Origin of the sequence: Marinobacter sp. DSM 26671 (assembly GCF_900112835.1) — a bacterium.
Classification (GTDB): domain Bacteria; phylum Pseudomonadota; class Gammaproteobacteria; order Pseudomonadales; family Oleiphilaceae; genus Marinobacter; species Marinobacter flavimaris.
Genome location: NZ_FONF01000031.1, coordinates 1 through 26,267, shown reverse-complemented (window position 1 = coordinate 26,267; position 26,267 = coordinate 1). Strand labels below are relative to the sequence as shown.

Annotated in this window: 23 protein-coding genes and 1 pseudogene; 13 read left to right on the top strand and 11 right to left on the bottom strand. The window is 56.3% G+C overall.

Annotated features, from left to right (window positions below; translation table 11 throughout):
* Positions 1-804, top strand: an 804-nt coding sequence (locus BM035_RS20610; RefSeq protein ID WP_092034206.1) for an IS3 family transposase, incomplete at its 5' end; no start/stop codon positions are given.
* Between the two features lie 34 nt (positions 805-838).
* On the opposite strand, the gene BM035_RS20605 is transcribed toward BM035_RS20610, so the two are convergent.
* The 3 genes from BM035_RS20605 to BM035_RS23065 all read right to left on the bottom strand — a co-directional run bounded on the left by BM035_RS20605 (position 839) and on the right by BM035_RS23065 (position 2,901).
* Positions 839-1,099: a hypothetical protein gene (locus tag BM035_RS20605; RefSeq protein ID WP_254775549.1), complete on the bottom strand. Its 261-nt coding sequence runs from the start codon at positions 1,097-1,099 to the stop codon at positions 839-841.
* 96 nt (positions 1,100-1,195) lie between these two features.
* Complete coding sequence (locus BM035_RS20600) at positions 1,196-1,768, bottom strand: hypothetical protein (protein ID WP_008169570.1); 573 nt, start codon at positions 1,766-1,768, stop codon at positions 1,196-1,198.
* A gap of 476 nt (positions 1,769-2,244) precedes the next feature.
* Positions 2,245-2,901: a PEP-CTERM sorting domain-containing protein gene (locus tag BM035_RS23065; protein ID WP_092034203.1), complete on the bottom strand. Its 657-nt coding sequence runs from the start codon at positions 2,899-2,901 to the stop codon at positions 2,245-2,247.
* Positions 2,902-3,261: 360 nt separating this feature from the next.
* Between BM035_RS23065 and aupA the strand changes: the two genes are divergently transcribed.
* From aupA to BM035_RS20570, 4 genes are all read left to right on the top strand, one after another.
* Positions 3,262-4,599, top strand: coding sequence for an alkane uptake protein AupA (gene aupA / locus BM035_RS20585; RefSeq protein WP_008169576.1), 1,338 nt, complete (start codon positions 3,262-3,264; stop codon positions 4,597-4,599).
* A gap of 12 nt (positions 4,600-4,611) precedes the next feature.
* Positions 4,612-7,839, top strand: coding sequence for an Ig-like domain-containing protein (locus BM035_RS20580; protein WP_092034201.1), 3,228 nt, complete (start codon positions 4,612-4,614; stop codon positions 7,837-7,839).
* A 157-nt stretch (positions 7,840-7,996) separates the two neighbouring features.
* Positions 7,997-10,291, top strand: a complete 2,295-nt coding sequence (locus BM035_RS20575) for a molybdopterin-dependent oxidoreductase (RefSeq protein WP_092034198.1) — start codon at positions 7,997-7,999, stop codon at positions 10,289-10,291.
* Positions 10,292-10,310: 19 nt separating this feature from the next.
* Positions 10,311-10,772 (top strand): DUF2489 domain-containing protein, encoded by a 462-nt coding sequence (locus tag BM035_RS20570; RefSeq protein ID WP_053114227.1) that lies wholly within the window; start codon positions 10,311-10,313, stop codon positions 10,770-10,772.
* A gap of 336 nt (positions 10,773-11,108) precedes the next feature.
* Here BM035_RS20570 and BM035_RS20565 read toward each other — a convergent pair whose 3' ends face one another.
* The 3 genes from BM035_RS20565 to BM035_RS20555 all read right to left on the bottom strand — a co-directional run bounded on the left by BM035_RS20565 (position 11,109) and on the right by BM035_RS20555 (position 15,668).
* On the bottom strand, positions 11,109-12,473 hold the full coding sequence (locus tag BM035_RS20565) for an HDOD domain-containing protein (RefSeq protein ID WP_008169582.1): 1,365 nt from the start codon (positions 12,471-12,473) through the stop codon (positions 11,109-11,111).
* 151 nt (positions 12,474-12,624) lie between these two features.
* Positions 12,625-14,700, bottom strand: a complete 2,076-nt coding sequence (gene recG / locus BM035_RS20560; RefSeq protein ID WP_053114225.1) for an ATP-dependent DNA helicase RecG — start codon at positions 14,698-14,700, stop codon at positions 12,625-12,627.
* Positions 14,701-14,708: 8 nt separating this feature from the next.
* Positions 14,709-15,668 (bottom strand): hydrogen peroxide-inducible genes activator, encoded by a 960-nt coding sequence (locus BM035_RS20555; RefSeq protein WP_053114223.1) that lies wholly within the window; start codon positions 15,666-15,668, stop codon positions 14,709-14,711.
* A 76-nt stretch (positions 15,669-15,744) separates the two neighbouring features.
* Here BM035_RS20555 and BM035_RS20550 point away from each other — a divergent pair, with 76 nt between their 5' ends.
* Complete coding sequence (locus BM035_RS20550; RefSeq protein WP_014575901.1) at positions 15,745-16,611, top strand: NAD-dependent epimerase/dehydratase family protein; 867 nt, start codon at positions 15,745-15,747, stop codon at positions 16,609-16,611.
* 61 nt (positions 16,612-16,672) lie between these two features.
* Here BM035_RS20550 and BM035_RS20545 read toward each other — a convergent pair whose 3' ends face one another.
* The 4 genes from BM035_RS20545 to gmk all read right to left on the bottom strand — a co-directional run bounded on the left by BM035_RS20545 (position 16,673) and on the right by gmk (position 20,384).
* Positions 16,673-17,059 (bottom strand): RidA family protein, encoded by a 387-nt coding sequence (locus BM035_RS20545; RefSeq protein ID WP_008169589.1) that lies wholly within the window; start codon positions 17,057-17,059, stop codon positions 16,673-16,675.
* 78 nt (positions 17,060-17,137) lie between these two features.
* Entirely contained in the window at positions 17,138-19,279 is a 2,142-nt protein-coding gene (locus BM035_RS20540; RefSeq protein WP_092034195.1) for a RelA/SpoT family protein, read from the bottom strand.
* Between the two features lie 173 nt (positions 19,280-19,452).
* The gene (gene rpoZ / locus BM035_RS20535) at positions 19,453-19,665 is read right to left on the bottom strand and encodes a DNA-directed RNA polymerase subunit omega (protein ID WP_008169593.1); all 213 of its coding nucleotides are present in this window, start codon (positions 19,663-19,665) and stop codon (positions 19,453-19,455) included.
* 86 nt (positions 19,666-19,751) lie between these two features.
* Positions 19,752-20,384, bottom strand: coding sequence for a guanylate kinase (gene gmk / locus BM035_RS20530; protein ID WP_008169596.1), 633 nt, complete (start codon positions 20,382-20,384; stop codon positions 19,752-19,754).
* Between the two features lie 148 nt (positions 20,385-20,532).
* On the opposite strand from gmk, the gene BM035_RS20525 reads away from it, so the two are divergent.
* The 6 genes from BM035_RS20525 to BM035_RS22725 all read left to right on the top strand — a co-directional run bounded on the left by BM035_RS20525 (position 20,533) and on the right by BM035_RS22725 (position 24,455).
* Complete coding sequence (locus BM035_RS20525) at positions 20,533-21,354, top strand: RluA family pseudouridine synthase (protein WP_008169597.1); 822 nt, start codon at positions 20,533-20,535, stop codon at positions 21,352-21,354.
* A gap of 426 nt (positions 21,355-21,780) precedes the next feature.
* Positions 21,781-22,629, top strand: coding sequence for a hypothetical protein (locus tag BM035_RS20520; protein ID WP_092034192.1), 849 nt, complete (start codon positions 21,781-21,783; stop codon positions 22,627-22,629).
* A complete protein-coding gene (locus BM035_RS20515; protein WP_092034189.1) occupies positions 22,622-23,035 on the top strand; it encodes a hypothetical protein in 414 nt (137 codons plus the stop codon). Before BM035_RS20520 ends, BM035_RS20515 begins: the two co-directional genes overlap by 8 nt.
* 70 nt (positions 23,036-23,105) lie before the next feature.
* Entirely contained in the window at positions 23,106-23,495 is a 390-nt protein-coding gene (locus tag BM035_RS20510; RefSeq protein WP_092034187.1) for a hypothetical protein, read from the top strand.
* 120 nt (positions 23,496-23,615) lie between these two features.
* Entirely contained in the window at positions 23,616-24,248 is a 633-nt protein-coding gene (locus tag BM035_RS20505; RefSeq protein WP_092034184.1) for a recombinase family protein, read from the top strand.
* 48 nt (positions 24,249-24,296) lie between these two features.
* Complete coding sequence (locus tag BM035_RS22725; protein ID WP_175497443.1) at positions 24,297-24,455, top strand: hypothetical protein; 159 nt, start codon at positions 24,297-24,299, stop codon at positions 24,453-24,455.
* A 73-nt stretch (positions 24,456-24,528) separates the two neighbouring features.
* Here BM035_RS22725 and BM035_RS20500 read toward each other — a convergent pair whose 3' ends face one another.
* Positions 24,529-25,899, bottom strand: a complete 1,371-nt coding sequence (locus BM035_RS20500; protein ID WP_254775548.1) for a hypothetical protein — start codon at positions 25,897-25,899, stop codon at positions 24,529-24,531.
* A gap of 152 nt (positions 25,900-26,051) precedes the next feature.
* Between BM035_RS20500 and BM035_RS20495 the strand changes: the two are divergent.
* Positions 26,052-26,267, top strand: a pseudogene (locus tag BM035_RS20495) (ISNCY-like element ISMaq5 family transposase); the annotation flags it as partial.

The following is a 26,267-nucleotide window of genomic DNA, read 5'->3' as shown; positions in this document are numbered from 1 at the left end:
GAGATGGCGCAGAAAGCCGTCAATGAGAAGCGCATCAGCATTCGTCTGGCGTGCTGGATGTTCAGCATCAGTGAGACCTGCTACCGCTACCAGCCTAAACTCAGCAGCGAGAACGCTGAGATCGCGGACTGGCTGGTTCGGCTGACCCACAATCAGCGGAACTGGGGCTTTGGTCTGTGCTTCTTGCATCTGCGCAATGTGAAAGGCTTTACCTGGAACCACAAACGGGTCTATCGGATTTACCGGGAGCTGGAACTGAATCTACGCATCAAGCCCAAGAAGCGTCTGGTTCGTGAAAAGCCGGAACCATTGGCTGTGCCGGAAATGATCAACGACAGTTGGTCGATGGACTTCATGCACGACCAGCTCAACGACGGACGCAGTTACCGGCTGTTGAACGTGATCGATGACTTTAACCGCGAGGGGCTTGGCATCGAAGTGGACTTCTCGCTTCCGGCAGAGCGGGTGATCCGATCACTGGATCAGATCATTGAATGGCGGGGTAAACCGCGCTCTATCCGTTGTGACAACGGACCTGAGTACATCAGCGGCAAGCTGTCAGCCTGGGCCGAAAAACGAGAGATCAAGCTGGCGTTTATCCAGCCTGGTAAACCCCAGCAGAATGCTTATATAGAACGCTACAACCGAACGGTCCGTTACGATTGGCTGGCACAGTATCTGTTCCACAGCACCGAAGAAGTCCAGGATTATGCCACTCGCTGGCTCTGGCACTACAATCACGAACGACCCAATATGGGACTCGGAGGGATTACTCCTCAACAGAAGTTGGCCATGATGGCCTGAGGTCTACTTTTGAACCCCGCTAAAAATGGGGGGATTACCGGCGCAGCTCGATGTTAGGGAAGATTAGCGACACGTCGGGCAATCGGCCTGTGACCTTATGCTGAAGGAATTCCTCGTAAGTGTCGGTAACGTAGTAGTCAGTGACCGCGACCGCCTCGACCTTCGGCGTTAAGGCTTCGAGCGTCGAGAGATAGGTGCTCCAGGGATCGGATACACCGAACTGATTGTTGAGGATCGTGCCGGGCGCATGGATATGCGGCTCCCATCTATGCCATTCAGAACCGCGATTAATCACTTACATCTCCAGATCATCATTCTTGTTTAGGTCACCACGACCCGAATCAATAGGAAAAGCTCGCTAACGCAGAGCGAGCCGGCGACTGGTTAAATATCAAAGTGCAGTGTCAATTTTATCCACATACTCCGTGCATTTTTTGAACACACTTTCAACTTCATCCCAAAATTCTTCATTCAAGATTATTGTCTGGTGGCCGCCCGAAAAATAACATAGTAAAGCACCGTCTTTAGTATCAAATTTCAGAGTTCCATGTGCAAAAGCGTTGCGCCAAGTCATTATTTTTTTGAGGAACCCCTGAAGTCTGCTCGAATCCTTACCCTTAAGTACCTCAGTTTCTTTGGTAATCGTGTTAATGAGGCTCTTTTTAAACGAAAACTGGAAAGATGAGGATTGTAATACTTCATTTACAAACACATTCCTGCGTCTTGTCGGAGAGTTCGTTTTTCCAAAAAAGAAGTCGGTAATCGTATCTTCGAGCTTTTTTTCCAGGCAAACAGTAGACCAGATGATGTGCATTCCGTTCTCTCTTGCAGTACCGAGCGTAGAGATTTCATCAGGGCCTATTCCGCCCAAGTAAACCTCTCCATTTTCATCGGCCTTCCCACTGCCTCCAAGTGGAATAGGTATAGAAACGGTGTTAGTTGCGGGCAAAGAAATCTTTCTCATTTAAATGACCTATCAGCAAATTAGGCAGCACGCTTTATCATTGTAGAAATCTGGCTGCGTCCTTAACACTAACTTCGAACCAGAAATCGCGTTTCACATAAATAAAAACAATAGCCTAGCCAAGGATGGCCATCTCTGCCATGTAACCATTCAGCGTCTGCAATTTGCTCCGCTCATCACTCTGGATGAGATGGCTACGACTAGCTTCGAAGCTCTGGAGAAAAGCTCTGACTAGAACGTTCGCTTTTGTTTAAGGCCTCACTTTGGAATTGGCATCAATGGCAGACAACCTCAATTCCGCCCGGCCAATATATGGTGACAAACGGCGGCCAAATTATGGTGTCACTACCATCAAAAAAATCTCTCTTTTTCAGGCTGGAAATCAGTGCTGCCCGTAGCTTGTAAAGTTTTCTGACAAAAAAACCGCCGAGTGCTTTCGGCGGTTTTTGGAATTCCCTATCGCTATTCAAAAGTGGTTAGGCTTCAACTTTCTTTCTTCTCACCCACAAACCGATCAGACCAAGTCCAAGAAGCGCTAGTGTTCCCGGCTCAGGTACTGAAACTGTGCTGTAGCCATACGCTTTGTCACTTCCACCGCAGCTATTTTCATTGTCTGGCAGAAGTGAACCGTCGGCACAAAGCTGTTGCGCCCGAATAGCGACCACCCCAAAATCGCTCAGACTCAGTCCAAAGTCGGTTGTACTCCAACTAAAAGTCTGTATTCCGTTAAAGCCCTGAGTCCCAAGACCAAAAATCAAGCCCCAAGTACCATCAAAACCAGGAATGCTCAGCCCACTGATATTGCAACTTGGCGGCCCACAAACGCTGTCCGTAGTATCCCGGCCCTCAAGTGAGACACTGCTATCACCCGCCAAATTCAAAGCCCCACCGCCTGTTGCTTTGCTGCCAAAGTCAATAAACACGCCGAACACTTCCGCATTCCAAGGGTGCACCGTCAGCGAATAGTTAAATTTTCCGGAGACCTCATCGTCCACCGTAAAAATATAATTTCCGGTACCGTTTTCATTGGTTGCCCACGTATCGTAGGTAATCATACCCGCCTGGGCAGACCCGGCTCCTGCAATGCACAATGCAAACAGTAACGAGGCCACAAACTTTCCTTTTTGCTTCATAACCCTCTCCTCCGTCCAAATCCCTCGGCTAGCGTAGAGAACATCTTCTATCTCTCCCGCCGAGCTCTTCAAAAGCACCGCAAGTTGCGAACCATACAGCGAAAATTATTTAAGGTCAGGCGCTTAATCATACCCGGATTTTCAGAAGCGCCAGCTCCATGTAAAGATTCTCGACATAAATATGCAGCATGCTCCGGACAGATAGAGGGGTAAACTGAGACGTGGTCTTTCCGACAATAATTTGCGTCACAACAGCCAACGTCCCCAAAAGACAAGCCGAATACACTACCTCCCGAACAAAAATACCAGCCGCCCTTCCGCGGCCCGAGTATAAAAACAACGAAGTAATGGAGTGTATCAATGGCTTTTTCCTCCCCTTCCCGGTCAAGGGCACTGTCTCTTGCAATCGCCACCGCCTCTGTCGGTTTCTCTATTTCGGTTAACGCCAGTATGGGCAACCTCGGCACCACCTATGGCGTCATGCCAGTGGATGTTGCCACAGCCCAGTCACTGTCCATGTTCAACGATCAGGTGTCAGCCACCTATTACAACCCAGCCTATCTGACCAAAGATGAGCGTGGGGAGCTGACCGCTGGCATTCTGCACGCCGAACAGGAACTGCGTTCTGCCAACCCGAATGCCAATGGCGACATCCTGGCCAACTCACCAAGCCAGCAGGTGCTGATTGGCATGAAAACCAATCTGGGTTCGCTGACTCGCTTCAAGCACCCGATCTATCTGGGTTTCATTGCAGGCGTCGAGAAATACGGCAAGGAAATGCTGGCGTTCGATTCGCAGACCACGGAGAACGGCCAGTTCCTTCAGTACGGTAAAGAGCCCCTGTTCCTGAACATCGGTGGCGCTACGCCGATCTGGCGCGGCATCTCCGCCGGTGCTTCGGTGCGCGTCACCCTGGATGCCCAGGCAAACCTCGATGCGGTCTCTACTTTGGGTGGCGAGACCAGCCGGGAACGCCTTGCGGTCAATGCCGAACCCTCACTGAAAACCATTCTGGGCACCACCATTGATCTGGGCAGCACATTCTGCCCGGACAGCGACTGCTTCCTGAACGGCTGGGAAACCGCACTCACTTATCGAACCAAGTCAGCGGCCTCCACGTCGGTTGATTCCAACATCATTGTCACCCAGACCATTCCGGATCCCGGCCTGAGTCTGTCGGTCTCCACCATTGATTCCTTCCAGCCGGAAACCTTCGGCTTTGGCGCTCAATACAAGGGCGAAAACTGGCGGATTGGTGGCAGCGTGGAGCAGCAGAACTGGTCAGAGCTGGAGAAGGAATTTTCTTCCGATACGATCAAGGATCAGCAGTCTGTGCCAGCGGGCAGCCGGATTCAGTTCGACGACGTGCTGATTCCACGGATCGGCGCCGAGTACGCACTCAACAAGAACTTTTCTGTGCGCGGCGGCGTTGCCTATGAGGAATCACCGCTCAAGTCTACCCGCAACCCCGAGATCAATTACCTCGATACCGACAAGATTGTCGTGGGCCTGGGCCTGAGCGCCACGTATGACCGCACCCGTCTGCTGGCCTATCCCGTCCGTCTGGACATCGGTTACCAGTACCAGCAACTGCAGGAGCGCGATTTCACACTGGTGGATTTTGACGGCAACGAAACGCCGGTTACTGCAGACGGCGACGTTCACGTTGTCAGCGGCTCCATCACCCTGAAGTTTTAAGGAGGGCACGCCATGAAGTACAACAACACACTGGCACTTATACCCGCCCTGTTACTGGCCGCCTGTGGTGGCGACGAACAGACCATGAATGAGAAAGTCTCCTCCGGCTCGGTGGTGTATTCCTACCCTGCTGATGGCCAGGCAGATGTCAGCCCGAAAGCCGACATTGTTCTGCGCTTCAGCCATGCGTTGACCGATGAGGATGCAGATCTCCAAAACAAGATTCTGCTGCAATCTCAGGAACAGTCACTGCCCTTTTCTATCAGCCGGATTGACGGCGGTAAAAGCCTCATGCTGTCGCCCTCGTCGGAACTCGACACGCTCGGCGACTACACGGTGACGTTCAGCGAACCGCTGGCTGCGGAGGGCGGTCGCCAGATCGACACCCCCAACGCGGTCGGCGATGCCGGCATCCAGTTCGAGACTCGGGGAAGTTTCTCCGGACCCGCAAGCATAACCAACTCGGCCGCGGATTTTGATATCGCCTGGCAGGTTCCGGCAAACAACAGCCCGTTCGAGGCCATGAACTTTTCCACATTCCGCCTGGCCATGACCCACCCGATCCATCCGGACTGGAAGGCTCTCGGCGGTTCCATCCAGCTGCTGGATGGCAGCGGAGAGGTTGTTCCAGCGATGGTTCTGGTGAAAGGCAATCGGATAACGGTGGACCCTTGTGTGGTCGAGGATCCCAGGGACTGTGGCAGCAAAGACGATATCCTGGACACCGGCCAGACCTATACCCTGCGCCTGGAAAACCTGGCCAGCCTGACTTCGCCCGAAGCAGACCGGTTCAGTGAGGAAATCGCATTCACGCCCCGCGAGACAGGCCCAACGGTCGTACTTCAGCAGTCTGCTGTTGATTCCGGGCTGGCCGCAGGTATTGCGGAGCAAGACGTCACCCGATCCGTCCTGAACGGCCAGGTCATTAACGGCGTCACGCTCAACTCGGTGCTCCAGGGAGAAGCAGGCCCCTCCCAACAGACCGGCGATCTGTTTGCAGAGCTGGCTTATGCGCCGGCCTTCGAGGCTGATGAAGCGCTTCCGTTGCGTATCGCCCGGGGCAGCGTGCTGAACAGTACCAGTCTGGATGTTCTGGTGGGCGGCGAGGTTCCTGTGCTGGATGCCGCCAACGGTCAGCTCCAGACTACTGGCAACATCAAGGTCACCATGTTGTCAGACGCATCCGGCTACCTGAGCCCCAACCCCTACACCAATGACATTAACGCGCCCAGACATATCACGCTGTTTATGGATGTCTCCATGAACACCGAAAACGCCCAGCCCAACGCAGCACTCTCCCAGGATCTGATGGGGGTCGAGTTGCGCGGCATCGCACTGGTGCAGGATGGCGTATTGACCATCGATGCCATCGGAATGGTGGAGCCAAACCTTCTCGGCCAGGAGTACACCGACTCGACCATCGCGTTCCATCTTCAGGCGGCCACCGATGCCGATTCGGTTCTGGATGCCGAGCTACTCCGCGAGCTGGATAGCACAGCCCCCAGCCTGATCAGCTGGATGCCCGGACCGGACAACGCCATTCCGGATACGCGCCAGTCCATGCAGCGCCCCGGGGATCCGGTCATTCTGTTCTTTGATGAGCCCCTTGCCGCGGACTCCATTGATACCGGAATTTCACTGTTCGCGGATGGTGTTCCTGTTGAGACACTTGAGACACAACTGGACGGAACTGCCGTTATCCTGAATCCGGGCGATGGCCTGCGCCATGGCGTTTACTACGAAGTCGTCATCGATGGTTTGACCGATCTGGCCGGCAACCCAGCCACCGTGGCACCGTTACGGTTTTCACTGGACGATATTGGCGGCTCCACTTTAACCCGGCGCCCTGCCCTGGCCCTGACCACCTATCCAGGCTACCCGTGCGAAACCGATCATAGTCTGCTGGATCTCTCCGCCGGCGTACTGGGACAGTGCTATTCCGATGGCGGTGTGGGTGACACTCTACCGGTCAGCACCATGCCGTCAGATCGTCCCATTACCGTTGTCTTCTCCAAGTCCATGGACCTAAATTCCATTATTCAGGGAGACACCTTCATCGTTGAGAGAGTGAAGCAGGAACCCAATGGTTCGGTCACGGTTGTGGAAAGCAACCTACCTGGCCGACTTGAAAAGAATCTCCAGCGGATCCGGTTCTACCCGGACCAGCCCTGGGAAGCCGACGCACACTATCGGTACACCCTGAAGTCATCGGAGGATGCAGGAAGCTGCTCGACTGGAAGCTACACCTCAATTTGCGATTCCGATGGCCTTGCGCTGAAAACCGACCTGCTTGAAGGGCTTGATGACGGAGGTGGCAACAACGGACCGGACGACATGGTGATCTATTTCACCGGAACCGAGCCTCTGGACAGCGTTTTCACGCCTCTGCGAAACCTGCCAGTTCGCGACACCAATGCCAACTTCATTGTGGACTGTGACTCCAACACCAACCCGGACTGTCTTGAGCCGTTTGACCATCAGGGCAGCGACGCTGAGGGCTGGGCCGCTTCAGCCAATTCAACGAAACTAAGGGTTCGCAATAACGAAGCATCAGCCTCTCCGCCCGTGATTGTGGCCAGTACCGCCGATGCGCGGGTTGGCTGCGAGACCGGCGAGCGTTGCCCCAAAGATAAGTTCATCTACCAGACCTACGCCCTCAACACGGAAGTTATTGGCCCTGGCGTTTATGAGCCAACCGGCGATGAGGGGATTCTGGTGAACCTGTATCCCACGCAGTTGGCGACCACATCGATCAGTGTGTTCACAGAGCTTAGGGTTTTTGGATTTATCCCACTCCAGGAGGAGTCCATTACCAATACCCAGGTCCTCCGCATGCGCTATGCCAAGGACGACCCGGCGTGTTCCGGCCCGGGCTGCAGCCGCTCTGGCCTGATACCCGGGGTAATAACCGAGGGTGAAAGTGGCCAGCCGGTCTTCAAAACCCGGGCCGAATTGATGCTCGATGCGCCCGATATGGAAATCCCGCTGGGAGGCCGCCACGACCTGTACGGTCGGGAGTTTGTGCTTGAACTGGAGGGCAACATCACCTTCTTCGATGACGGCCGGATGCAGATTGAGCAACGCAACTCAAACTTGGTCGACATTAATGTCCGGGCGCGGGCGCTTGGAGTGCCTGGCGGCGAAATCGTGACGATTGATCTGCCCCTGCAAATCCCCGAACAGGGCGTTTACCTCAACTTCATATCCAACCCGGTCAAAGAGATCCCGACAGAGCATTAAAAGCTCTGAAACCACTGCAAAGGGCCAGCCTTCGGGTTGGCCCTTTTTGCACAGGGTACAAACGGTGGTTATTTCCCCATCCAAGCCATTTACTGCTAATCTGGTTGCAGATTGAAACTGCTATAGCAAAACAACAACCCTTCAGGAGAGCCCCTTCATGGAAAACGGCACCCACTATCGTACCTGTCACCTTTGCGAGGCCATGTGCGGTGTCGCGATCGAAATGAAGGACGGCCGGATTGCTTCCATCAAGGGCGATGAGAATGATCCGCTCAGCCGGGGGCATATCTGTCCGAAGGCGGTTGCGCTTCAGGATCTGCACGAAGATCCGGACCGCCTGAAAAAGCCCATACGCAAAACCGGGACCGGCTGGCAGGAAATGGAGTGGGCAGAGGCGTTTGACCTGGTCGCCGAAAAGCTCCACCAGACCCGCCAGGACCACGGCCACAACAGCATCGGCGTTTACCTCGGCAACCCGAACGTACACAACCATGGTTCCCTGGTTGCCACCATGCCATTGCTGCGAGCCATCGGAACCCAGAACCGGTTTTCAGCAACGTCCAACGATCAGCTGCCTCACATGCTCGCCAGTCTCGAGATGTTCGGGCACCAGGTTCTTTTCCCCATTCCCGATATCGATCACACGGATCTGTTTATCTGCATTGGCGCCAATCCCATGGCGTCCAATGGCAGCCTGATGACGGTTCCGGACTTCCGCGGGCGACTCAAGGCCCTGAAGCAGCGCGGCGGCAGAATGGTTGTGGTGGACCCCCGCCGCACCGAGACCGCAAAGCTGGCCGACGAATTCCACTTCGTCCGGCCCGGAAGCGATGCCCTGCTGATGATGGCCATGGTGCATACATTGTTTGAAGAAAAGCTGGTGGATCCCGGTCCGGCGGAAAGGCTGGTGAAAGACGCAGACCTTCTGCGCCTGGCGGCTCTCAGCTTCACCCCGGAAGTGGTCAGCGCACACACCGGTATTTCCGCGGAGGACATTCGCGCCCTCACCCGACAGCTCGCCACCACGCGAAAGGCGGCTCTTTACACGCGCATGGGGACAAGCACCCAGACCTTTGGCGGTGTGGCAACCTGGCTGGCCTATTGCCTCAACATCCTGACCGGGAAACTGGACCTGCCCGGCGGCGTTCTGTTCTCGCAGCCGGCGATTGATCTGGTAGAGCTTGGTGCCATGGCCGGTCATAAGGGTCACTTCGGCAAGCGCCACAGCCGCGTGAAGGGGCTGCCTGAATTCGGCGGAGAATACCCGGCCAGCACCATGGCCGATGAGATGTTAACCCCTGGCGATGGGCAGATCAGGGCTTTTGTCACCGTTGCCGGCAATCCCGTTCTCTCCAGCCCCAACGGCCGACGTCTGGAGGAAGCCCTGGGCGGCCTCGACTTCATGGTCTCGGTGGATTATTACCTCAACGAAACAACCCGGCATGCGGATATCATCCTGCCCCCGACCGCGGCGCTGGAACGCAGCCACTACGATCTGATTTTCAGCATGTTTGCGGTGCGCAATTTCGCCAAATACAGCGAAGCACTGTTCGATGCCGGCCCGGGAGCCCGCCATGACTGGCAGATTCTACTGGAGCTGGCCCACCGGTTGGAAAAGCTCCGGAAAGGTGGGCAACTGGCCCTGCGGGCGGAACTCGGCTGGCGCGCCTTCAAGCAGATTGGGCCAGACCCGATTCTTGATCTGCTCTTGCGATCCGGCCCCTATGGCGCTGATGCCGGGCGTGCGCGGGGCTTGCTGCAGCCTGCGGTCGATCTGGTGATGGATATCCTGCCGAAACGACATCCGCTTCGTGGACTGGCCAAGCTCAGCCCCCTGAACCGCCACTGGCAGGAGCTACCGAAAGGGCTTTCCCTGAGTGCCCTGAAGGACAACCCGAACGGCGTCGATCTGGGCCCTCTCCAGCCGTCCCTGCCTGAACGCCTGTTTACCCGCGATGGCAAGATCAACCTTGCGCCAAGGCGCTACCTGGACGACCTTGGCAGGCTGCATGAGGCCCTGGCTGCACCGGCCGGCGAGTCTCTGCAACTGATTGGCCGGCGCCACGTTCGGAGCAACAACTCGTGGATGCACAACAGTCAGCGGCTGGTTAAGGGCAAGGACCGGTGCACCCTGATGATTCATCCCAAAGACGCCAGCCGCCTGGGTTTGCAGGCCGCTGACTCTGCAGAAATATCTTCGGAATCCAGGCAGATAGTCTTGCCGGTTGAAATTACCGAGGATGTCATGCCCGGCGTGGTATCCATTCCCCATGGCTGGGGCCATGACCGCGACGGCACTGGCCAGTCAGTGGCGGCTGCCCATGCCGGTGCCAGCATCAACGACTTGCTCAGCGACGGTCGAATTGATCCGCTCTCTGGCACTTCCGTATTGAATGGACAGCCCGTTGCTGTCAAAGTCTGGCGCCCGGAGCGCCAACGCAAACGGGCCTGATTCATAAGAGGAGCTGAAAATGCCCCAGTGGCTGCAGTGGAGTCTGATTATTGCTGGTCTCATCGCCATCGTTCTGCTGGCGGTCTTCATCCGGCGTCAGATGGGGTTGCTTTCGGAAAATCGCAAACGGCAGGCCAAAGCCGAGGCGTTCCAGACCAACCGCAGACAAGACATGATCCGCAGTGTTCATGTTATTGCGATGGCGGTTGAAGAGGATCAGATCGAATACTCGGAAGCCTGCCTGAGACTCAAGGGCCTGCTCGATCACATTGCTCCGGAGTTGCTGGAGCAATCACCTTTCAGTGTATTCCAGGAAGTGCATGACCAGTTGCAGCACATGCCCACGCACCGGGCACGGCAAGCAACGGAGACAAAGTTCGTGGACAAGATGGACAAGGAACGTTTCGAAGTGGAACAGAAGCATGCCGATGCGATTCGCCGGGCCGCAACCGCTATCCGACACCACTCCTTTTCAGGTTAGAGTCAGCTATACAAGCATCCAGGAACTGGTCAGACCTTATTTTTGTAACATTTTGTAACTATTCGGTCGACAAAAAGAATAATTTAGCTCATCAAATCAAAAGGTTCTGACGCGGTGAAAAACTGACACGACGATCATTCCTTCCAGGTTACAACTGTTGACTTTTCTTTTTTCCATCAGGGTCTAAATTATAAGCAAGGGGGCACCGACCATCTGCGGCAGGTGCCACCTAACGTTGTTTTCTCCTGATAAGTTTGGACGACTCTGCAATAAAGCGGGTGAGCTTGCCGGCCTCTGAGCCGGCTTTTTTTGAATCAAAATATGGGGATGTAGACCTTACTGGCTCATCATACCGGCCATTGCCATAACGCTATCTTTATTGTGAACCAGTTCATCGAACTGTTCCTCAACCTGCCCTCGATCAAGACCCAACTCATCGAAGACTGCCTGATCAACCTCTTCACCGGCGCCGAGAGCTACACCTCGTGCCGTTAGCAACTGCCGGCCGAGCCAGAGCAAACGGGCGTAAACGCTGTTCGATCCACTGTAGAAGCGATTCTTTTGATAACGGATTGCCAGTGTGACCTCGTCGGGCATGCCCCAGTTTTCCATGAGCTGGGCTGCAATCTGCTCTCGGGTAATGCCAAGTAAATAGTGTTCAGTAACGGAGGAATCAATATCAGGATTCACTTCCAGCGAACGGCATACCAGCTTGAAATGTGGCGGAAACACTTGCGCCAGAACCAGGTGGCCAAAGTTGTGGAGAAGGCCTCCCAGATAGGCAAGACCAAAGACAGGACGCTCTCCGCGGGGCATCATGCTGGCCAAAATACCGGCGGACTGGGCTTGCCAGATAGCCTGCTGCCAGTAATCCACATAACCTTCGGGATGATCCTGAGGCTGCTTTAATGCCCGCCCCAACGAAAGGCCCATGGCCAGGTTCATGACAAGGTCGAATCCGAGAACTCGGGACACCGCATCATGGACTGATTTTACCCGGCCGGCGGCGGCATAGAACGAAGACGACGCCCAACTGACCACCTGCGCTGCCAAGCTTGGATCGCTCTCGACGATATCAACGAGGTCCCCCATCACAGCATTGGGATTTACTCGTAAATGGATGATTCTCTGCGCGGTTTCAGGCAGTGGTGGTAACTCAAGCGTATCTTCAAGTCTCTGCTGTATTCTTAAACCGGTGAATTTTTTGATGGCCGAATGGAATTGATCCCGATCTCTGTCGTGGTCATCATAATTAACCGAAATGGATTCCAGGGCGACTGCAAGAGAGTGTCGATCGGCGTTGGCTGTCAGAGCCTGAAAGTCCTCTGCAGGCATGACCATCGCGAGATTCTGTTCGCCAAGCTCCAACGCAACCGCAGAAAGTTGATCCACACGCTCATCAACAAGCGTCGGCCAGCCGGTCAATGAAGGCAGTGCTGGAAGCGCTTTAAGGCCAGCCCGCTCTCTCACCCGCACTTGCTCGCGGCGCTTCATCAGACGCAGATCACGCCCGAGTTCCTTGTTCATCTGTTCTAAATCAATCAGATCGTCCTTGCGACAAATCACCTGAAGGTTACCTTGCTCATCAGTCAGCAAGACCATGCGTAACAGTTCTTTTCGGCTGGCGGTGCTGACATCCCTCAAGGATACACCCGCTGCGGTCTCACCCAGAGCCTGCTGAACTGCGACAGGTAATTCCATAAATTTCTCCCGAATATTGCTGTTTCCCGCCGGATAACCCGAACCCGAAAATCATACTAAACCCAGTATAGGGCAAAGAAATGACTCTGACGTTGACTGAACTCTATTTCCAGAGCGTTTTCATACGCTTTCAGTGAATAAACGGACGCCTTTACACATCGCCGTAACGCGTTCTCTCACCGAGCCATCGTCGCACCAGAGCGCGGACAGTCTCCGGATGAACCATCAATCCCGGCGCCATTTTCCGAACTGGCTCAATCCAGCCCTTGTCGCGTTCGAAGTCCGCCAGACGAAACTGCATCATACCGGTCTGCCGGGTACCCAATACTTCGCCCGGCCCCCGAATCTCCAGGTCTTTCTCGGCAATAAAGAAGCCATCCTGGCTGTCCCTGAGCGCCTGCAGCCGGGCCTTGCCATTGGCGGACAAAGGCGGGTGGTACATCAGGACACAGAAACTTGCCTGCTCGCCCCGGCCAACACGACCACGGAGTTGATGCAACTGGGCCAGCCCCAGGCGTTCCGGGTTTTCAATGATGATCAGCGACGCGTTGGGGACGTCCACCCCAACCTCAATCACCGTGGTCGCGACCAGCAGGTCCAGCTCGCCAACTTTGAACTGCTCCATCACCGCCGCCTTTTCCTGAGCCTTTAGCCGGCCATGCACCAGCCCCACTTTCAGGTCCGGCAATCGCTCGGCAAGCTCCTGGGCAGTCACCTCCGCGGCTTGACACTGCAGAGCCTCGGACTCCTCGATCAGAGTGCACACCCAATAGGCCTGTCGACCTTCCCTGCAGGCGCCCCGAACCCGTTCAATCACATCTTCCCTGCGGCTGTCGGGAATCACGATGGTTTCGATCGGCTTCCGTCCTGGAGGCAGTTCATCAATCACCGAGGTATCGAGATCGGCATAGGCGCTCATGGCAAGCGTACGGGGAATGGGTGTTGCGGTCATGATCAACTGGTGAGGTGCCAGTGAGCCACCGACACCCTTTTCCCGCAAGGCCAGCCTCTGGTGTACGCCGAAACGATGCTGTTCATCGACGATGACCAGGGCAAGACGATGGAACCTGACGTCGTCCTGAAACAGGGCATGGGTGCCGATCACCACGGCGGCATCCCCTGACTGGACCGCTTCCAGCGTTTCCGTCCGGGTCTTTCCTTTTACCTTCCCGGATAGCCACGCGAGACGGATGCCCAGAGGCTCCAGCCATGCCCGGAAATTCTGAAAATGCTGTTCGGCAAGGATTTCGGTGGGCGCCATCAGGGCTACTTGTGCACCGGCGCCAATAGCCTGCAACGCCGCCAATGCCGCGACAACGGTCTTGCCCGAGCCAACATCGCCCTGAACAAGCCGGAGCATCGGCAGTGGCTGGCTCAGGTCCTGACGGATGTCGGCCAGCACATGGCGCTGGGCACCGGTGAGTGCAAAGGGCAGGGAACCGAGGAAACGCTCGGGCAAATCCCCCGTGGGCAGGAGCGGGAGCGCTTCACGGGCCTGAATCTGTTCACGCACCTGGAGCAAGCTCAGCTGATGGGCCAGCAGTTCTTCCATCACCAGGCGCTGTTGCGCCGGATGGCGCCCTTCCATAAGCAGGTTGACCGGCGCGCTGGCTGGCGGGGAATGCACCAGCTGGACAGCTTCGGTGATTCCAGGCAGCTGATACTCGGCCAGCAGGTTTCCGGGCAACCAGTCACGGATCGGGAACCGGTCAAGATAGCCCAGAGCCTGCTGGCAGAGCGAGCGAACGCGTGGCTGCTGGATGCCCTCTGTCAGCGGGTAAACCGGGGTCAGGGTCGCATCACCTTCCGCCGGCATGGGCGGCGGATTGGTCTGGTACTCCGGGTGGTAGAACTCATAACCTGCGCGCCCGGGCCGGACTTCGCCAAAGCAGCGAACCCTGGCGCCCTCGCTAAACTGGTTTTTCTGGGCCGCGTTGAAATGAAAAAAGCGCATCACCAGAAACCCGCTGTTATCCCGGAGGGTTACTTGCAAACTGCGTCTGCGACCCATGATCAGGTCCGCTTTCATAACCTCCCCTTCCACCACGGCCACGTCACCGATGCGAAGACTTCCCATGGGTATTACCCGGGTTCTGTCTTCGTATCGGTGAGGCAGGTGAAACAGCAGGTCCTGCAGGGAGATAATACCCAGCTTGGCGAGCTTTTCTGCCAGGGCGTTTCCTACGCCCTTGAGCTGGGTGACCGGTATGTCATCCAGTGACGTCATAGTCAGGCTCAGGCGCTTTCGGCCACAACCGGTGTGTCTGTTTTCGCCTTTTCGATTACCCGGCACTGGCTGGCAGCCAGGGAAAGCACATCAATAGCCTTGGGCCGCGGGAACGTGACCCGCCAGGCCAGAGCCACCGTGCGGAACGGCACCGGGGGCGCAAACGGTCGAACGGCCAGAATGTCCTCGTGGTACTGCATGGCGGTGGCGGCCGAGAGCGGTAACACCGTAATACCCAGGCCGGAAGCGACCATATGGCGAATGGTTTCCAGAGAACTGCCTTCGGTCACCAGCGCCGGTGAGCCGTTGTTTGCCCGGTGGGTTACGGCTTCTACCAGGGGTGGGCAGGATTCCAGAACCTGATCCCGGAAACAGTGTCCGGGCCCGAGTAATAGCAATTGCTCCTTGGCCAGCTCGTCGGCAGTCAACTGCTCCTTGCTGGCCAGCGGATGTCCCGCGGGCAGCAACACTACGAACGGTTCGTCGTAGAGCGGCAGGGTAACTACTTCCGGCTCCTCGAACGGCAGGGCAATAATAATGGCATCCAGCTCAGACTGCCGGAGTTTCTGCCTCAGGTTGGCGGTATAGTTCTCTTCGATATAAAGCGGCATTTCCGGGGCCGCACGCCTCAATTCGGGGAGCAGGTGTGGGAACAGATAGGGACCGATGGTGTAGATCGCACCGACCTTCAGAGGCGAATTGAGCTGGTTCTTGCCATCCTGAGCCATGTCTTTGATCAGGCCGACCTGATCGAGCACCCGCTGGGCCTGCTCGATAATGCGCAGACCGGTTTCGGTCACGCGGATGCTGCTTTTGCTTCGCTCGAATAGAGGGATACCGAGCTCGTCTTCCAGCTTTTTCACAGCAACACTGAGCGTTGGCTGGCTGACATGGCAACGCTCTGCAGCCCGGCCAAAATGCCTTTCGCGGGCCAGCGTAACGACGTATCGTAACTCGGTGAGAGTCATGGTGAGCTCCGGTCAGATAGATGCGGGTCGAAGTTTCACGAATTTATGAGGTAAAGCATAAGGATTGAAATTGTCTATGGCAATCACTGAAAGTCGTAAGACGCCCCGAATTCTCGTTGCCGGTTGCGGCAAACTCGGTGGCGCCATTGCCAGCCGGCTGACAACCTCGGCCACCGTGTTTGGCCTGCGGCGAAATCCCGGGCTTGTTCCCGAGGGCGTTCACGGCATTGGCGCCGATCTGACCAGGCCTGAGACCCTGGCCCGCAAACTTCCTGCTGATCTCGATATCATCCTCTATTGCCTGACGCCCTCCAGCTACGACCAGCAGGGCTATCGCGATGCCTATGTGACTGGCCTGGAAAATTTGTTGGCGGCCGTCGGCAGTCAGTCTCTGAAGCACCTTTTCTTTGTGAGCAGCAGCAGTGTCTATTCACAGGATGACGACAGCTGGGTAGATGAATCCAGCCCCACAGAACCGGCCCGGTTCAGCGGCGAGCAGGTCCTGGCCGGTGAACAGACCGCATTGGAAAGCGGCCATCCGGCGACAATCATTCGATACAGCGGCATTTACGGGCCTTCACGGCGGCGTTTTCTCGAGGAGGTCCAGGAGGGGCGCATGAATCCGGCGAAGCCAGCACCGTTCAGTAACCGGATTCATGAGGAGGATGCAGCGGAGGCCGCTGCCCACCTTGTGAAGCTGGCACTTTCGGGAGCGTCACTGGAGACCTGCTACCTTGCCAGCGATTGCGAGCCGGTAAGACTTGATGAGGTAGTAGATTGGGTGCGGCAGCAAACGCCCTGCGCCGATCCGCAGCCTGATGCCCGGAAAGGTGGCCGGGCCGGGAGCAAACGCTGCAGCAACAAGCGACTGCTGGGCACCGGCTTCCAGTTCCGCTACCCGGATTTCCGTGCCGGCTACCGCGCCATGATTGACCAGGGATGAGCCTTCGGCATTAAAAAAGGCGGCCAAGGCCGCCTTTTCTCAATTCAGGTGTTCTCAGGTCTTAGCTGAGCACCATCACCGCTTCCATTTCAATGGGCACTCCCTTGGGTAGCGCCGCGACACCTACCGCCGCTCGGGCCGGATACGGTTCCTGGAAATAGGTGGCCATGATCTCGTTGACCGTGGCGAAATTGGCGAGGTCCGTCATGTAGATGTTCAGTTTCACAATGTCTTTCAGCTCGCCACCGGCGGCCTCGCAAACGGCCTTGAGGTTATCGAATACCTGCCGGGTCTTGGCAGAGAAATCGCCGGCGACCACTTCCATGGTTTCCGGCACCAGCGGAATCTGGCCAGACAGGTACACGGTATCCCCGGCCTTTACCGCCTGGGAGTATGTGCCGATCGCCTGGGGCGCATTCTCGGTCTGAATTACGGATTTGTTGGTCATGACCCTTGGTTTCCTCTCTTCCAAAACGCCAATCCTCGCCCTTGCGTGGCGCGCCTGTCAACCGGGCTTTGGTCGGGGTCAGTGCCGCACACGGCTGATGTGGGTAATCGCACGAATGTTGCGGATCCGGCGCATCACCCGGGCCAGGTGCCGGCGACCATTAACGTGTACCACTAGACTGACAACGCCAAAGCGGGCGTTCTGCTCTTCCACGTTAATGCGCTCGATGTTGCCGTCCGCCATGGCAACCGCATTGGCCATCTCGGCAATCACACCGCGCTGGCGCTCCAGCTCTACCCGGAGCTCCACGGAAAATTCGTCGGTAATGTCCTTGGCCCATTTAAGATGCGTGAGGCGAGCCCGCCCCTCATCGTCCTCGGGCAACCGGGAGCAGGTATCGGAATGAATCACCATACCTTTGCCGGAATCCATCACCCCAACCACCGGGTCTCCCGGAATCGGTTTGCAACAGCTGGCGAACCGGACCAGAAGGCCTTCCGTGCCACGAATGGTCACCGGGCTATGATTGCCACCCTCGATATCCCTGGGAGCCTCAATGGCTTCGGCAACCTCTGAGCCGCTCGCGAGCTGACGAGCCACCAGATAGGCCATCCGGTTGCCGAGCCCGATGTCACTGATCAGATCATCAAAACTGTTCACCTGATTGTGGTTCACTACGGCTTGCTTCTGGGCGTCGCTGATTTCGGACAGTTTCGCACCAAACCCCTTCAGGGATTTCTTCAGCAGGGTGCGACCGAGCTCCAGCGATTCCGCGCGCTTCTGGCTCTTGAGCACGTGGCGGATGCTGCTCCGGGCCTTGCCGGTCACCACGAAACTGAGCCAGGCCGGGTTGGGGCGGGCGCCGGGCGCGGTGATGATTTCCACGGTCTGGCCACTCTGCAGAGGCTGGCTGAGGGAACCCAGGTTGCGGTTGATTCGACAGGCTACGGTGGCGTTGCCGATGTCCGTGTGGATGGCATAGGCAAAGTCCACCGGCGTCGCCCCGCTTGGCAACTCCATGATGCGGCCTTTCGGGGTGAAAACGTATATCTCGTCCGGGAACAGGTCCACCTTCACATGCTCGATAAACTCCATGGAGTCATCGGCCCGTTCCCGCATTTCCATCAGTCCCTTCACCCAGCGGTCGACCCGGGCCTGGTTGGCGCTGGTCACGCTGCTGGATTCATTCTTGTACATCCAGTGCGCCGCAATCCCGTTATTGGCGATATGCTCCATCTCCTCGGTACGGATCTGGATCTCGATGTTCACGTGCATCCCGAACAGAGTGGTGTGGATGGACTGGTAGCCATTGGCCTTGGGCATGGCTATGTAATCCTTGAAGCGGCCCGGAAGGGGTTTGTAGAGGCTGTGTACGGCACCAAGGATCCGGTAGCAGTCGTCTTCGGTATCGGTGATGATCCGGAACGCGTAAACGTCCATGATTTCATGGAAGGATTTCTGCTTGAACTTCATCTTGTTGTAGATGCTGTTCAAGTGCTTTTCCCGGCCCAGAATCCGCCCCGGCAGGCCGCGCTCTTCAAGCTTCTCCTGCAATTTGCCACGAATATCCTCGATGATTTCGCGGTGGCTGCCCCTGAGCTTGTCCACCGCTTTTGAAATGTATCTCGAACGCATCGGATACAGCGAGGTAAACCCCAGATCCTCGAGCTCGGTGCAGATCGAGTGCATACCCAGGCGGTTCGCGATGGGGGCGTAGATATCGAGGGTCTCGGTGGCAATGCGCTGGCGCTTCTCATAGGGCATGGGGCCCAGGGTGCGCATATTGTGAAGGCGGTCCGCCAGCTTCACCAGAATGACCCGAATATCTCTGGCCATGGCCAGAGTCATCTTCTGGAAGTTTTCAGCCTGGGCTTCCGCCCGGGACCGGAATTCGATCTGGGTAAGCTTGCTGACGCCATCCACCAGTTCCGCAACATCGTCGCCGAACTGCTCCGCCAGGGCATCCTTGGGAATGCCGGTGTCTTCGATCACATCGTGAAGCATCGCCGCCATCAGGCTCTGATGATCCAGACGGAGATCGGCGAGAATATGGGCGACAGCCAGGGGGTGAGTAATGTACCGGTCGCCGCTCTTACGCATCTGGCCCTCATGGGCCTGCTCGGCATAATAATAGGCGCGTCGCACCTGATTGATGCGAGTGGTATCCAGATAGGAACTTAGCTCTCGAGCCAGTCCTTCAACCGTAGCCTCTGCCGACACCGCGCCTCCACGACTTCATGAAATTCAGGGACAAAAAAACCCGAATGCACGCATCCGGGTCCTTCCAGAGTCCTTCCAGCAACGTTCTATAGCTACACTATAAAACCGCGGGGACAGATTTCAATGCTTCTCGCTTGCGGACAGATACTTATATACCTGGCTCCGCAGCTGGGTCACTCGTCGTCTTCTTCCTTGAGGAGATCACGAGTAATCTTGCCTTCGGCAATCTCGCGCAGAGCGATAACCGTGGGCTTATCATTTTCTTCAGCCACCATCGGCTCGGCACCCTTGGTAGCGAGCTGACGGGCACGCTTGGTTGCCAGCATTACCAGCTGGAAGCGGTTATCAACGTTTTCCAGACAATCTTCAACGGTAACTCGTGCCATAACTTCCCCGACTCATAAAATGACTGTTTCAGCAGACCGCACAGTTTACTGTGGCCGGTTCAATTTGTATACAGGAAAACCCCGTATCACGCCGGGCCGGACAATCCCGCCAGCAACGCTCGATGCCTTGGCTGCTGCACTTCCATGCGAAGGCGCTGGGCCCGGACAATCGCGAGCAGATCTCCGAGGGCCGCTTCGAAGTCGTCATTGACCACCAGAAAGTCGAACTCCACTGCGTGACGGCACTCTTCCTCAGCCTCGGCCAGGCGCCGCTCCACTATCTCCGGCGCATCGGTGCCACGCCCGACCAGTCGGTCGCGCAGCACTTCCGGAGAGGGTGGCACGATGAAAATACTGACACACTCGGGAATAAGCCGTCGCACCTGAGCGGCACCCTGCCAGTCGATCTCCAGGATCACATCCTGGCCTGTTGCCAGAGTTTCCCGAACCCATGCCTGGGAAGTGCCGTAGTAATTGCCGAAGACATCGGCGTGCTCCAGAAAGTCGCCCTCGCCAATCATCGCCTCGAACACGGTCCGGCTGACAAAGTGATAGTTCACCCCGTTCTGTTCGCCCTCCCGCATCGAGCGGGTCGTGTGCGAGACGGAAACACCGAGCTTCTCGTCATTGCGGAGCATTTCCGCCACAAGGCTGGTCTTGCCGGCACCGGATGGCGCGGAGATAACGTACAGAGTACCCTGCTCAACTGCCTGACTCATAACCCGAGAACTCCAAACCTGGACACGGCGGCCGCGTATTTCGGCCAGTAAAGCACGGAATTATACGGACTTTGGCAAAACACCGCACCCCACAAGGGCGTCAGCTGATACCATTTGCCTATCCACTGTTCAGCGACTGCAAGAACCCATGCGAACCACCATCGACATCACCGTGAAGCAGCCCGGCAAAGCCATCGACGCCCTGAGCGAGGCGGCCCCCGGGCTTTCGCGTCAGAAAATCAAGGACGCCATGACCAAAGGCGCCTGCTGGTGGACTCATAAGGGCAAACGCCTTCGGCTACGCCGTGCCACAAAGGAGCTGAAACCGGGTATCCGACTACAGCTTTACTACGACGAGAAGGTGCTTGAGAGGAAACCGGAAAAGCCGATTCTCCTTGAGAATGCGGGGCGCTACACCGTCTGGTTCAAACCTCATGGGCTACTTGCCCAGGGCTCGCAGTGGGGCGACCACTGCAGTTTGCTTCGCCTGGCCGAAATCCAGCTTGAGCAACCATGCCATCTGATCCACAGGCTTGACGCCGACGCTGCCGGGCTGATGCTGATCGCCCATGACTCGAAAGCGGCCGGCGCCCTTTCCCAGTGTTTTTCGGGGCGGACCATGACCAAACATTACAAGGCGCGAGTGGCCGGCCTCATCGACGCTCGGGAGCAGCTCGTTGATGCGCCCGTCGAGGGCAAGGCGGCCGTCAGCCGTGTATCAACACTCGAGCTGGACGAAACCGGGGAAACTTCGCTGCTGGAAATCAGTATCGAAACTGGACGAAAACACCAGATTCGCCGGCATCTGGCGGGCCTCGGCCATCCGATCATCGGTGATCGCCTTTACGGGCGACCGGCCGGCGTACCCTTGCAGCTCCTCGCCTTTTACCTGGAATTCGACTGCCCCCTGAACAAGCGCAAGATGACGTTCGAACTGTCGGCGGAACTGAGCGACCTCACACTGAATTGACCACCGGCGTAGAGATCCGGCTTATTCCAGATTCTGCACCTGCTCGAAGAATAAAAATATAAAATCCTTCAAAAACCGTTAATTAAAATATTTTCTCTTGCGAGAAATGATAGATACTACCCAATTTACTACCCATGGATAGAAATTTTATCTCTGAGTAGCCAGCATGGTTACTACCCATGATTATAAACTGGGATAAGTGGGAAACTGGGAATTCCTGATCTTTTCCGGTTTCCCGTCACCTCGTCTCAACCGAAGAAAACCTGCCAGCAAGTCTAGCAAGAGCGGCGCTCCCAGCGCACCTCTGCTGATACATCGAAGTTTGTACTAAAAGTGCAAACTATTGATTTTATTGGTTATTTTTTATTTTTCCTCTTGCATATTTGAAACTTCGTGCGAGTATTTTAGAAAACGCAGGAGTTCAAAATGACGAAGTTGAAGACCATTTGTTTTGCTGTAACTACAGCCGCGCTCGCAGGTTGCGCTGCTACGCCTCGACACTATGACGACGAATCATCCCGCGCACTGAATCTGGCCCGTGCCGGCGGCGTCTACGATCAGGACCTGCGGGATTCACCAGGCGGGACGCGCTCGTATCGAAAGAGTTTGTTGGTAAGCGCCCTCAACCTGGCCAGTCTGGCTACCTCATTAGATGCGCCGCTTCGTCATCTTACTGGCACCCAGACGCTGCTATTCAACGCCACTGACATCATGATGACGCCGGACAACCCTTCGGCGCGACCCAGCCTGATGGGCTGGATGCCGGGATCACTGGCGGCGAACGAGGATGACGCCTATGGCCACTATGTTGCAGTCGTAGATGAGGCCATCACCCAGGCCGCCGAATCGATGGCAATAAAGGTAACGAAGCTCACAGACGTGAAGACGCCGGAGATTGACGGGCACCCGCTCATGCTATGGTCGGTAACAGCAGAGCAATATGGCTGTGCCGATAGCAACTGCATCATCGCCTACAACATCCAACAACCGAATCACTGGAAGACACCAAGCTATGTTATCGGCGGTGAAGCAGCCAGTTACAACATCGCTTCCAACCACCCCGAGAAATACTCCCGACTGGTTTTTCGGCAGTCCGGCCATGAACCCATGTTTCCAGTAGATGAATTCTATGGCGCTGTCAGCGCCGGCATGCCTCCCTGGATAGTGATGTACTTTCCACCGAACACCGTGATCCAGGACGGCGAGCCGCTCCCCTATCCGGTGTTGTATGAACAGGGTCAACAGCTGATGTTCAGGGAGCCCGGCCATGAGTGACTGGCACGATGAACTTGAGTTGGCACTGCTGCCGCTGGAGGACCTGAGAGTCGATAGCGTCTACATGACTTTTGTGATCAGCAATGCCCTGAGCGAGCGAGGCATCTTCCATCAATGCCGTATCGGATATGCGGAGGACCTACTGAGCCGAATAACCACGGCTCCCCATTGCTGGATCGAGCTCGAACAGGGCTGGTGTATCGATCTCCGGCTCAGACAATGGCTGGGCGATGAGGACGACCTCCCTCATGGCGTATTCCAGCCATCCAACTACCCTCGCGTTCGATATCGAGGCTCGGCGTTGGTGGTTCCACACCTAGACGTGGAAGATCTGAGGGCGATGACGAACGATGCCTACAGCAAGGTGAAACTGCCATGGCTGGCCGGGCAAGCCGTAGCGGCCTGACGCCGGGCAAAACTTGCATTTTCCCAGGGTCTGATAGCTTCAAAGTAAAGAACTATCGGGGACTGAGGCCATGGTGAAAAAGGCAAAAATCGTAGCGGTGGGGCTTGTCGCCACCGGCATTGCGGAGATCGCCTTTAGGGGTGCTGATGCTGCGCTTTACGCATGGTATCTAGTGTTCGCGCTCTGGATGGTCGCACTGTTCGCTCGCTTCGCATTGGCCGCAGTCGATGCTTACAAGACGGTTTTCGCCAAAGGACCCGATGGGGAAATGACGTTTCCTGAATTCGAACAAAAGATGGCGTCGTTCAGTCGAGGCAGTGATGAGGAGGCAACCGGCGCGAGCAACAAGGCAACTTCCGGCAATGGGAGCGATGGAGGTACAGAGGGTTTCTTCGATGACGACAGAATCAACCAGATTTATCGAGCGGACGATCCATTCGGGGAGTTTCTCGACTCATGAGGTGGTTCCTTATGGGTACAGATCAGGAGAACCAGGTGTTCGAACCCGGTAAAGGCTACCAGAACCACCTAAACCAGACCGGCCAGAGAGAACCACTTATAACAGACTGAGGAACCGACGATGTTTATTCGAGCCTACCTTCGGGCATCCACGCAGGAACAGAATGCGGAGCGAGCCCGGGATTCACTGGTACAGTTCGCAGCCAACCACGGTCAGCGTATTGCCGCTTTCTACGTGGAGAACGTGTCCGGCGCTACCCTGCACCGCCCCGAGCTGATGAAACTGATCGCAGATTCTGGTGAGGGCGACATCGTTCTGGTCGAACAAATTGATCGGCTGGCTCGCCTCAAACAGAGTGACTGGGACTCCCTCAAGCAAAAGCTGGCCGCCAAGCGGTTAGCCATCGTCTCCCCGGAATTACCGACCAGTTGGCTCGCCCTGGAAAAGAAGGACGACACCGGTTTCACAGACTCCATTCTACGAGCGGTCAACGCCATGATGCTCGACATGCTGGCTGCCGTGGCCCGCAAAGATTACGAAGACCGTCGGCGCCGGCAGTTCCAGGGCATTCATAAAGCAAAAACGGAGGGCAAGTACCAGGGGCGGCAACCAGACCTGAAGCGCAGACAGCACATCGCCAGCCTACTACGCAGTGGTCACAGCTACAGCGAGATCCAGGAGATGCTGAGTTGCTCGCGGCACTTGATTGCCTCTGTCGCCAAAGAACAAAGACAGGCCGACGCTGCGGCCTGAACCCAACGACATGTCCTGATAGGGCACCCAACCAATGGAGAACTGAACATGCTGAATCTATCCGCCACCCTGATTGGATTCCTGAGCTTTGTCGCGGTTGTACTTATTTTCTGCATTGTTGCCTACTGCAACGCCGACCGACTGGAAGCTTTCATGAAGCGCAAGTTCCCCAAAAGCGCATCCCGACCGAACCGAAGCCGCGAATAAATCTTGGGCAAACCGTTGCTCGCTGCCGCTTCCATTAACCTCAGTCTCCGCGCTTTGGCTGGACCAGACAGATTCACTCCGGCTGCCAGGAGCAATCTACCCAATGCTCTTCGTAGCGTTTCAAAAAGCTTTTCATCTCGCGAACGTTGGCGGCAGGTTCTCGGCAGGCGCGGGCACAGGTAGAAACGACATCCCGGTAGAACTCCGGAGCGACAGGCCTAATGCCGTCATAATTCATAAGCAACTCCGGAAGGCGCTCCGTGATGTTGGCTCCACGGGGCGCCATCACGAGGCTCGGGGGCTCTCCATAGGTGTTGATCAATATGTATCGCCAGCTGGGGTCTGCGGCTCCTTGACGCGGGACAATCTCACAGGGCCGTGCATCTCCGCCGCCGGATATGCCTTCATAGACTTCTTTGATGGCCAGTGGTTTGTGAGCCACCAGGACATAAGGTCCGGCCTCTACATATCTGCCCATCCGCTCGTCGAACTCGATGCCGAGCAAGTCTTCAAGGGCAAAACGCGCATGCCGGTCAAGAGAAGCCTTTCCCGAGGTAAACCACTGCAGTTCCCGCAGGGTGATCCCTGCACATTCGGCAACCTTTGCGGGTGGATTGGGCCAGCACGCCACAAGGTTCTTGGCAATCTCGGACGCGTTGTCATAGTCAATGTCGTCCCAGAAATCATCATCCTCGACGATATCCTCCGGTGTCTTCTCACCTGTCAGCAGCCAGGTACTGCCATCAAACCCATCGAGGTTGAAATATCGGGGCTGGTCGGGCGGAAGAGAGGTCTCCCAGGATGACAGCCATGGACCGGGTTTCCAGTCGAGCCCACCGGTCGCTGTTGGCACCGGCACTTGCACCGGTAAGGTCAGCCACTGCCGGATTCTGGCTTCAACCGCACGGCTGTTCACGCCCCTGTGATCCTCCCTGACACGAAAATCATGGTCAACTTGAGCGCACCGGCAAAGGGCCTGTGTGGATCCGGTAAGAGGCCGGGCATCTCCGTCGTGCTTCCTCAGCAGCCACCGACTGGAGTCCTGAGCTGAGCGCAGGGACGCTGGAAGGGATTTCTCCTTGGCATCGGCGACCTCGACCTGAATTCCGATCTTTGCCATATCCCGTACCAGTGCAGGGCTGGCCGCCGCGAGGTGGCGATTGATTCTCAGGATGTCCGGTTGGCCACGCAAGCCCTCGGCGTTACGCCACGCCTCCAGGAGAACATCCCGGAAAGCCCTGGGTTGATCGACTGAAGTGAAGGTCATCCACCGAATGGGCAACCCGGCAACGGTAATGCCATAGAGTATGAGTGGGCTGAGCCCGTACCGCTCTGCGTCCTTGATCTTAATCGGGTCCCCCACCGACACAATGCCATGCTCCGGATGGAGGAAAAGGAACTTGGCAATCGCTACGTAGAAATGATGTTCTCGTGGTGAAAGCATCGCCTGTCGATTCATTTCTAATTAGTGCCCATCCAGAAATTAGCAAGCCTCTGATTTCCAGATAAAATTCTGAGAATAGATAAAAAAATCCTCTTGGCTTTGGTATGTTTTAAGTGCGACCAAAAAACATCAAACAACCAAGAGGATCCAGCATGCGAGAGATCCGCAATGCTCAGGTCAGTATATTCGAACATTACTCGAATCACGAGTATGGCGTCCGACTCCGGAAGCTGTCGGAGGTCCTGGACAGGCAGCCCGAGATTCTTGAGCTGGTGGCGGCAGATTTAATCGATGCTTCCGTTTCAGCCGTTGGGCGATCCGGTCTCAGCGCAGAGACTGTTCTGCGTTGCATGGTATTAAGGCAGCAA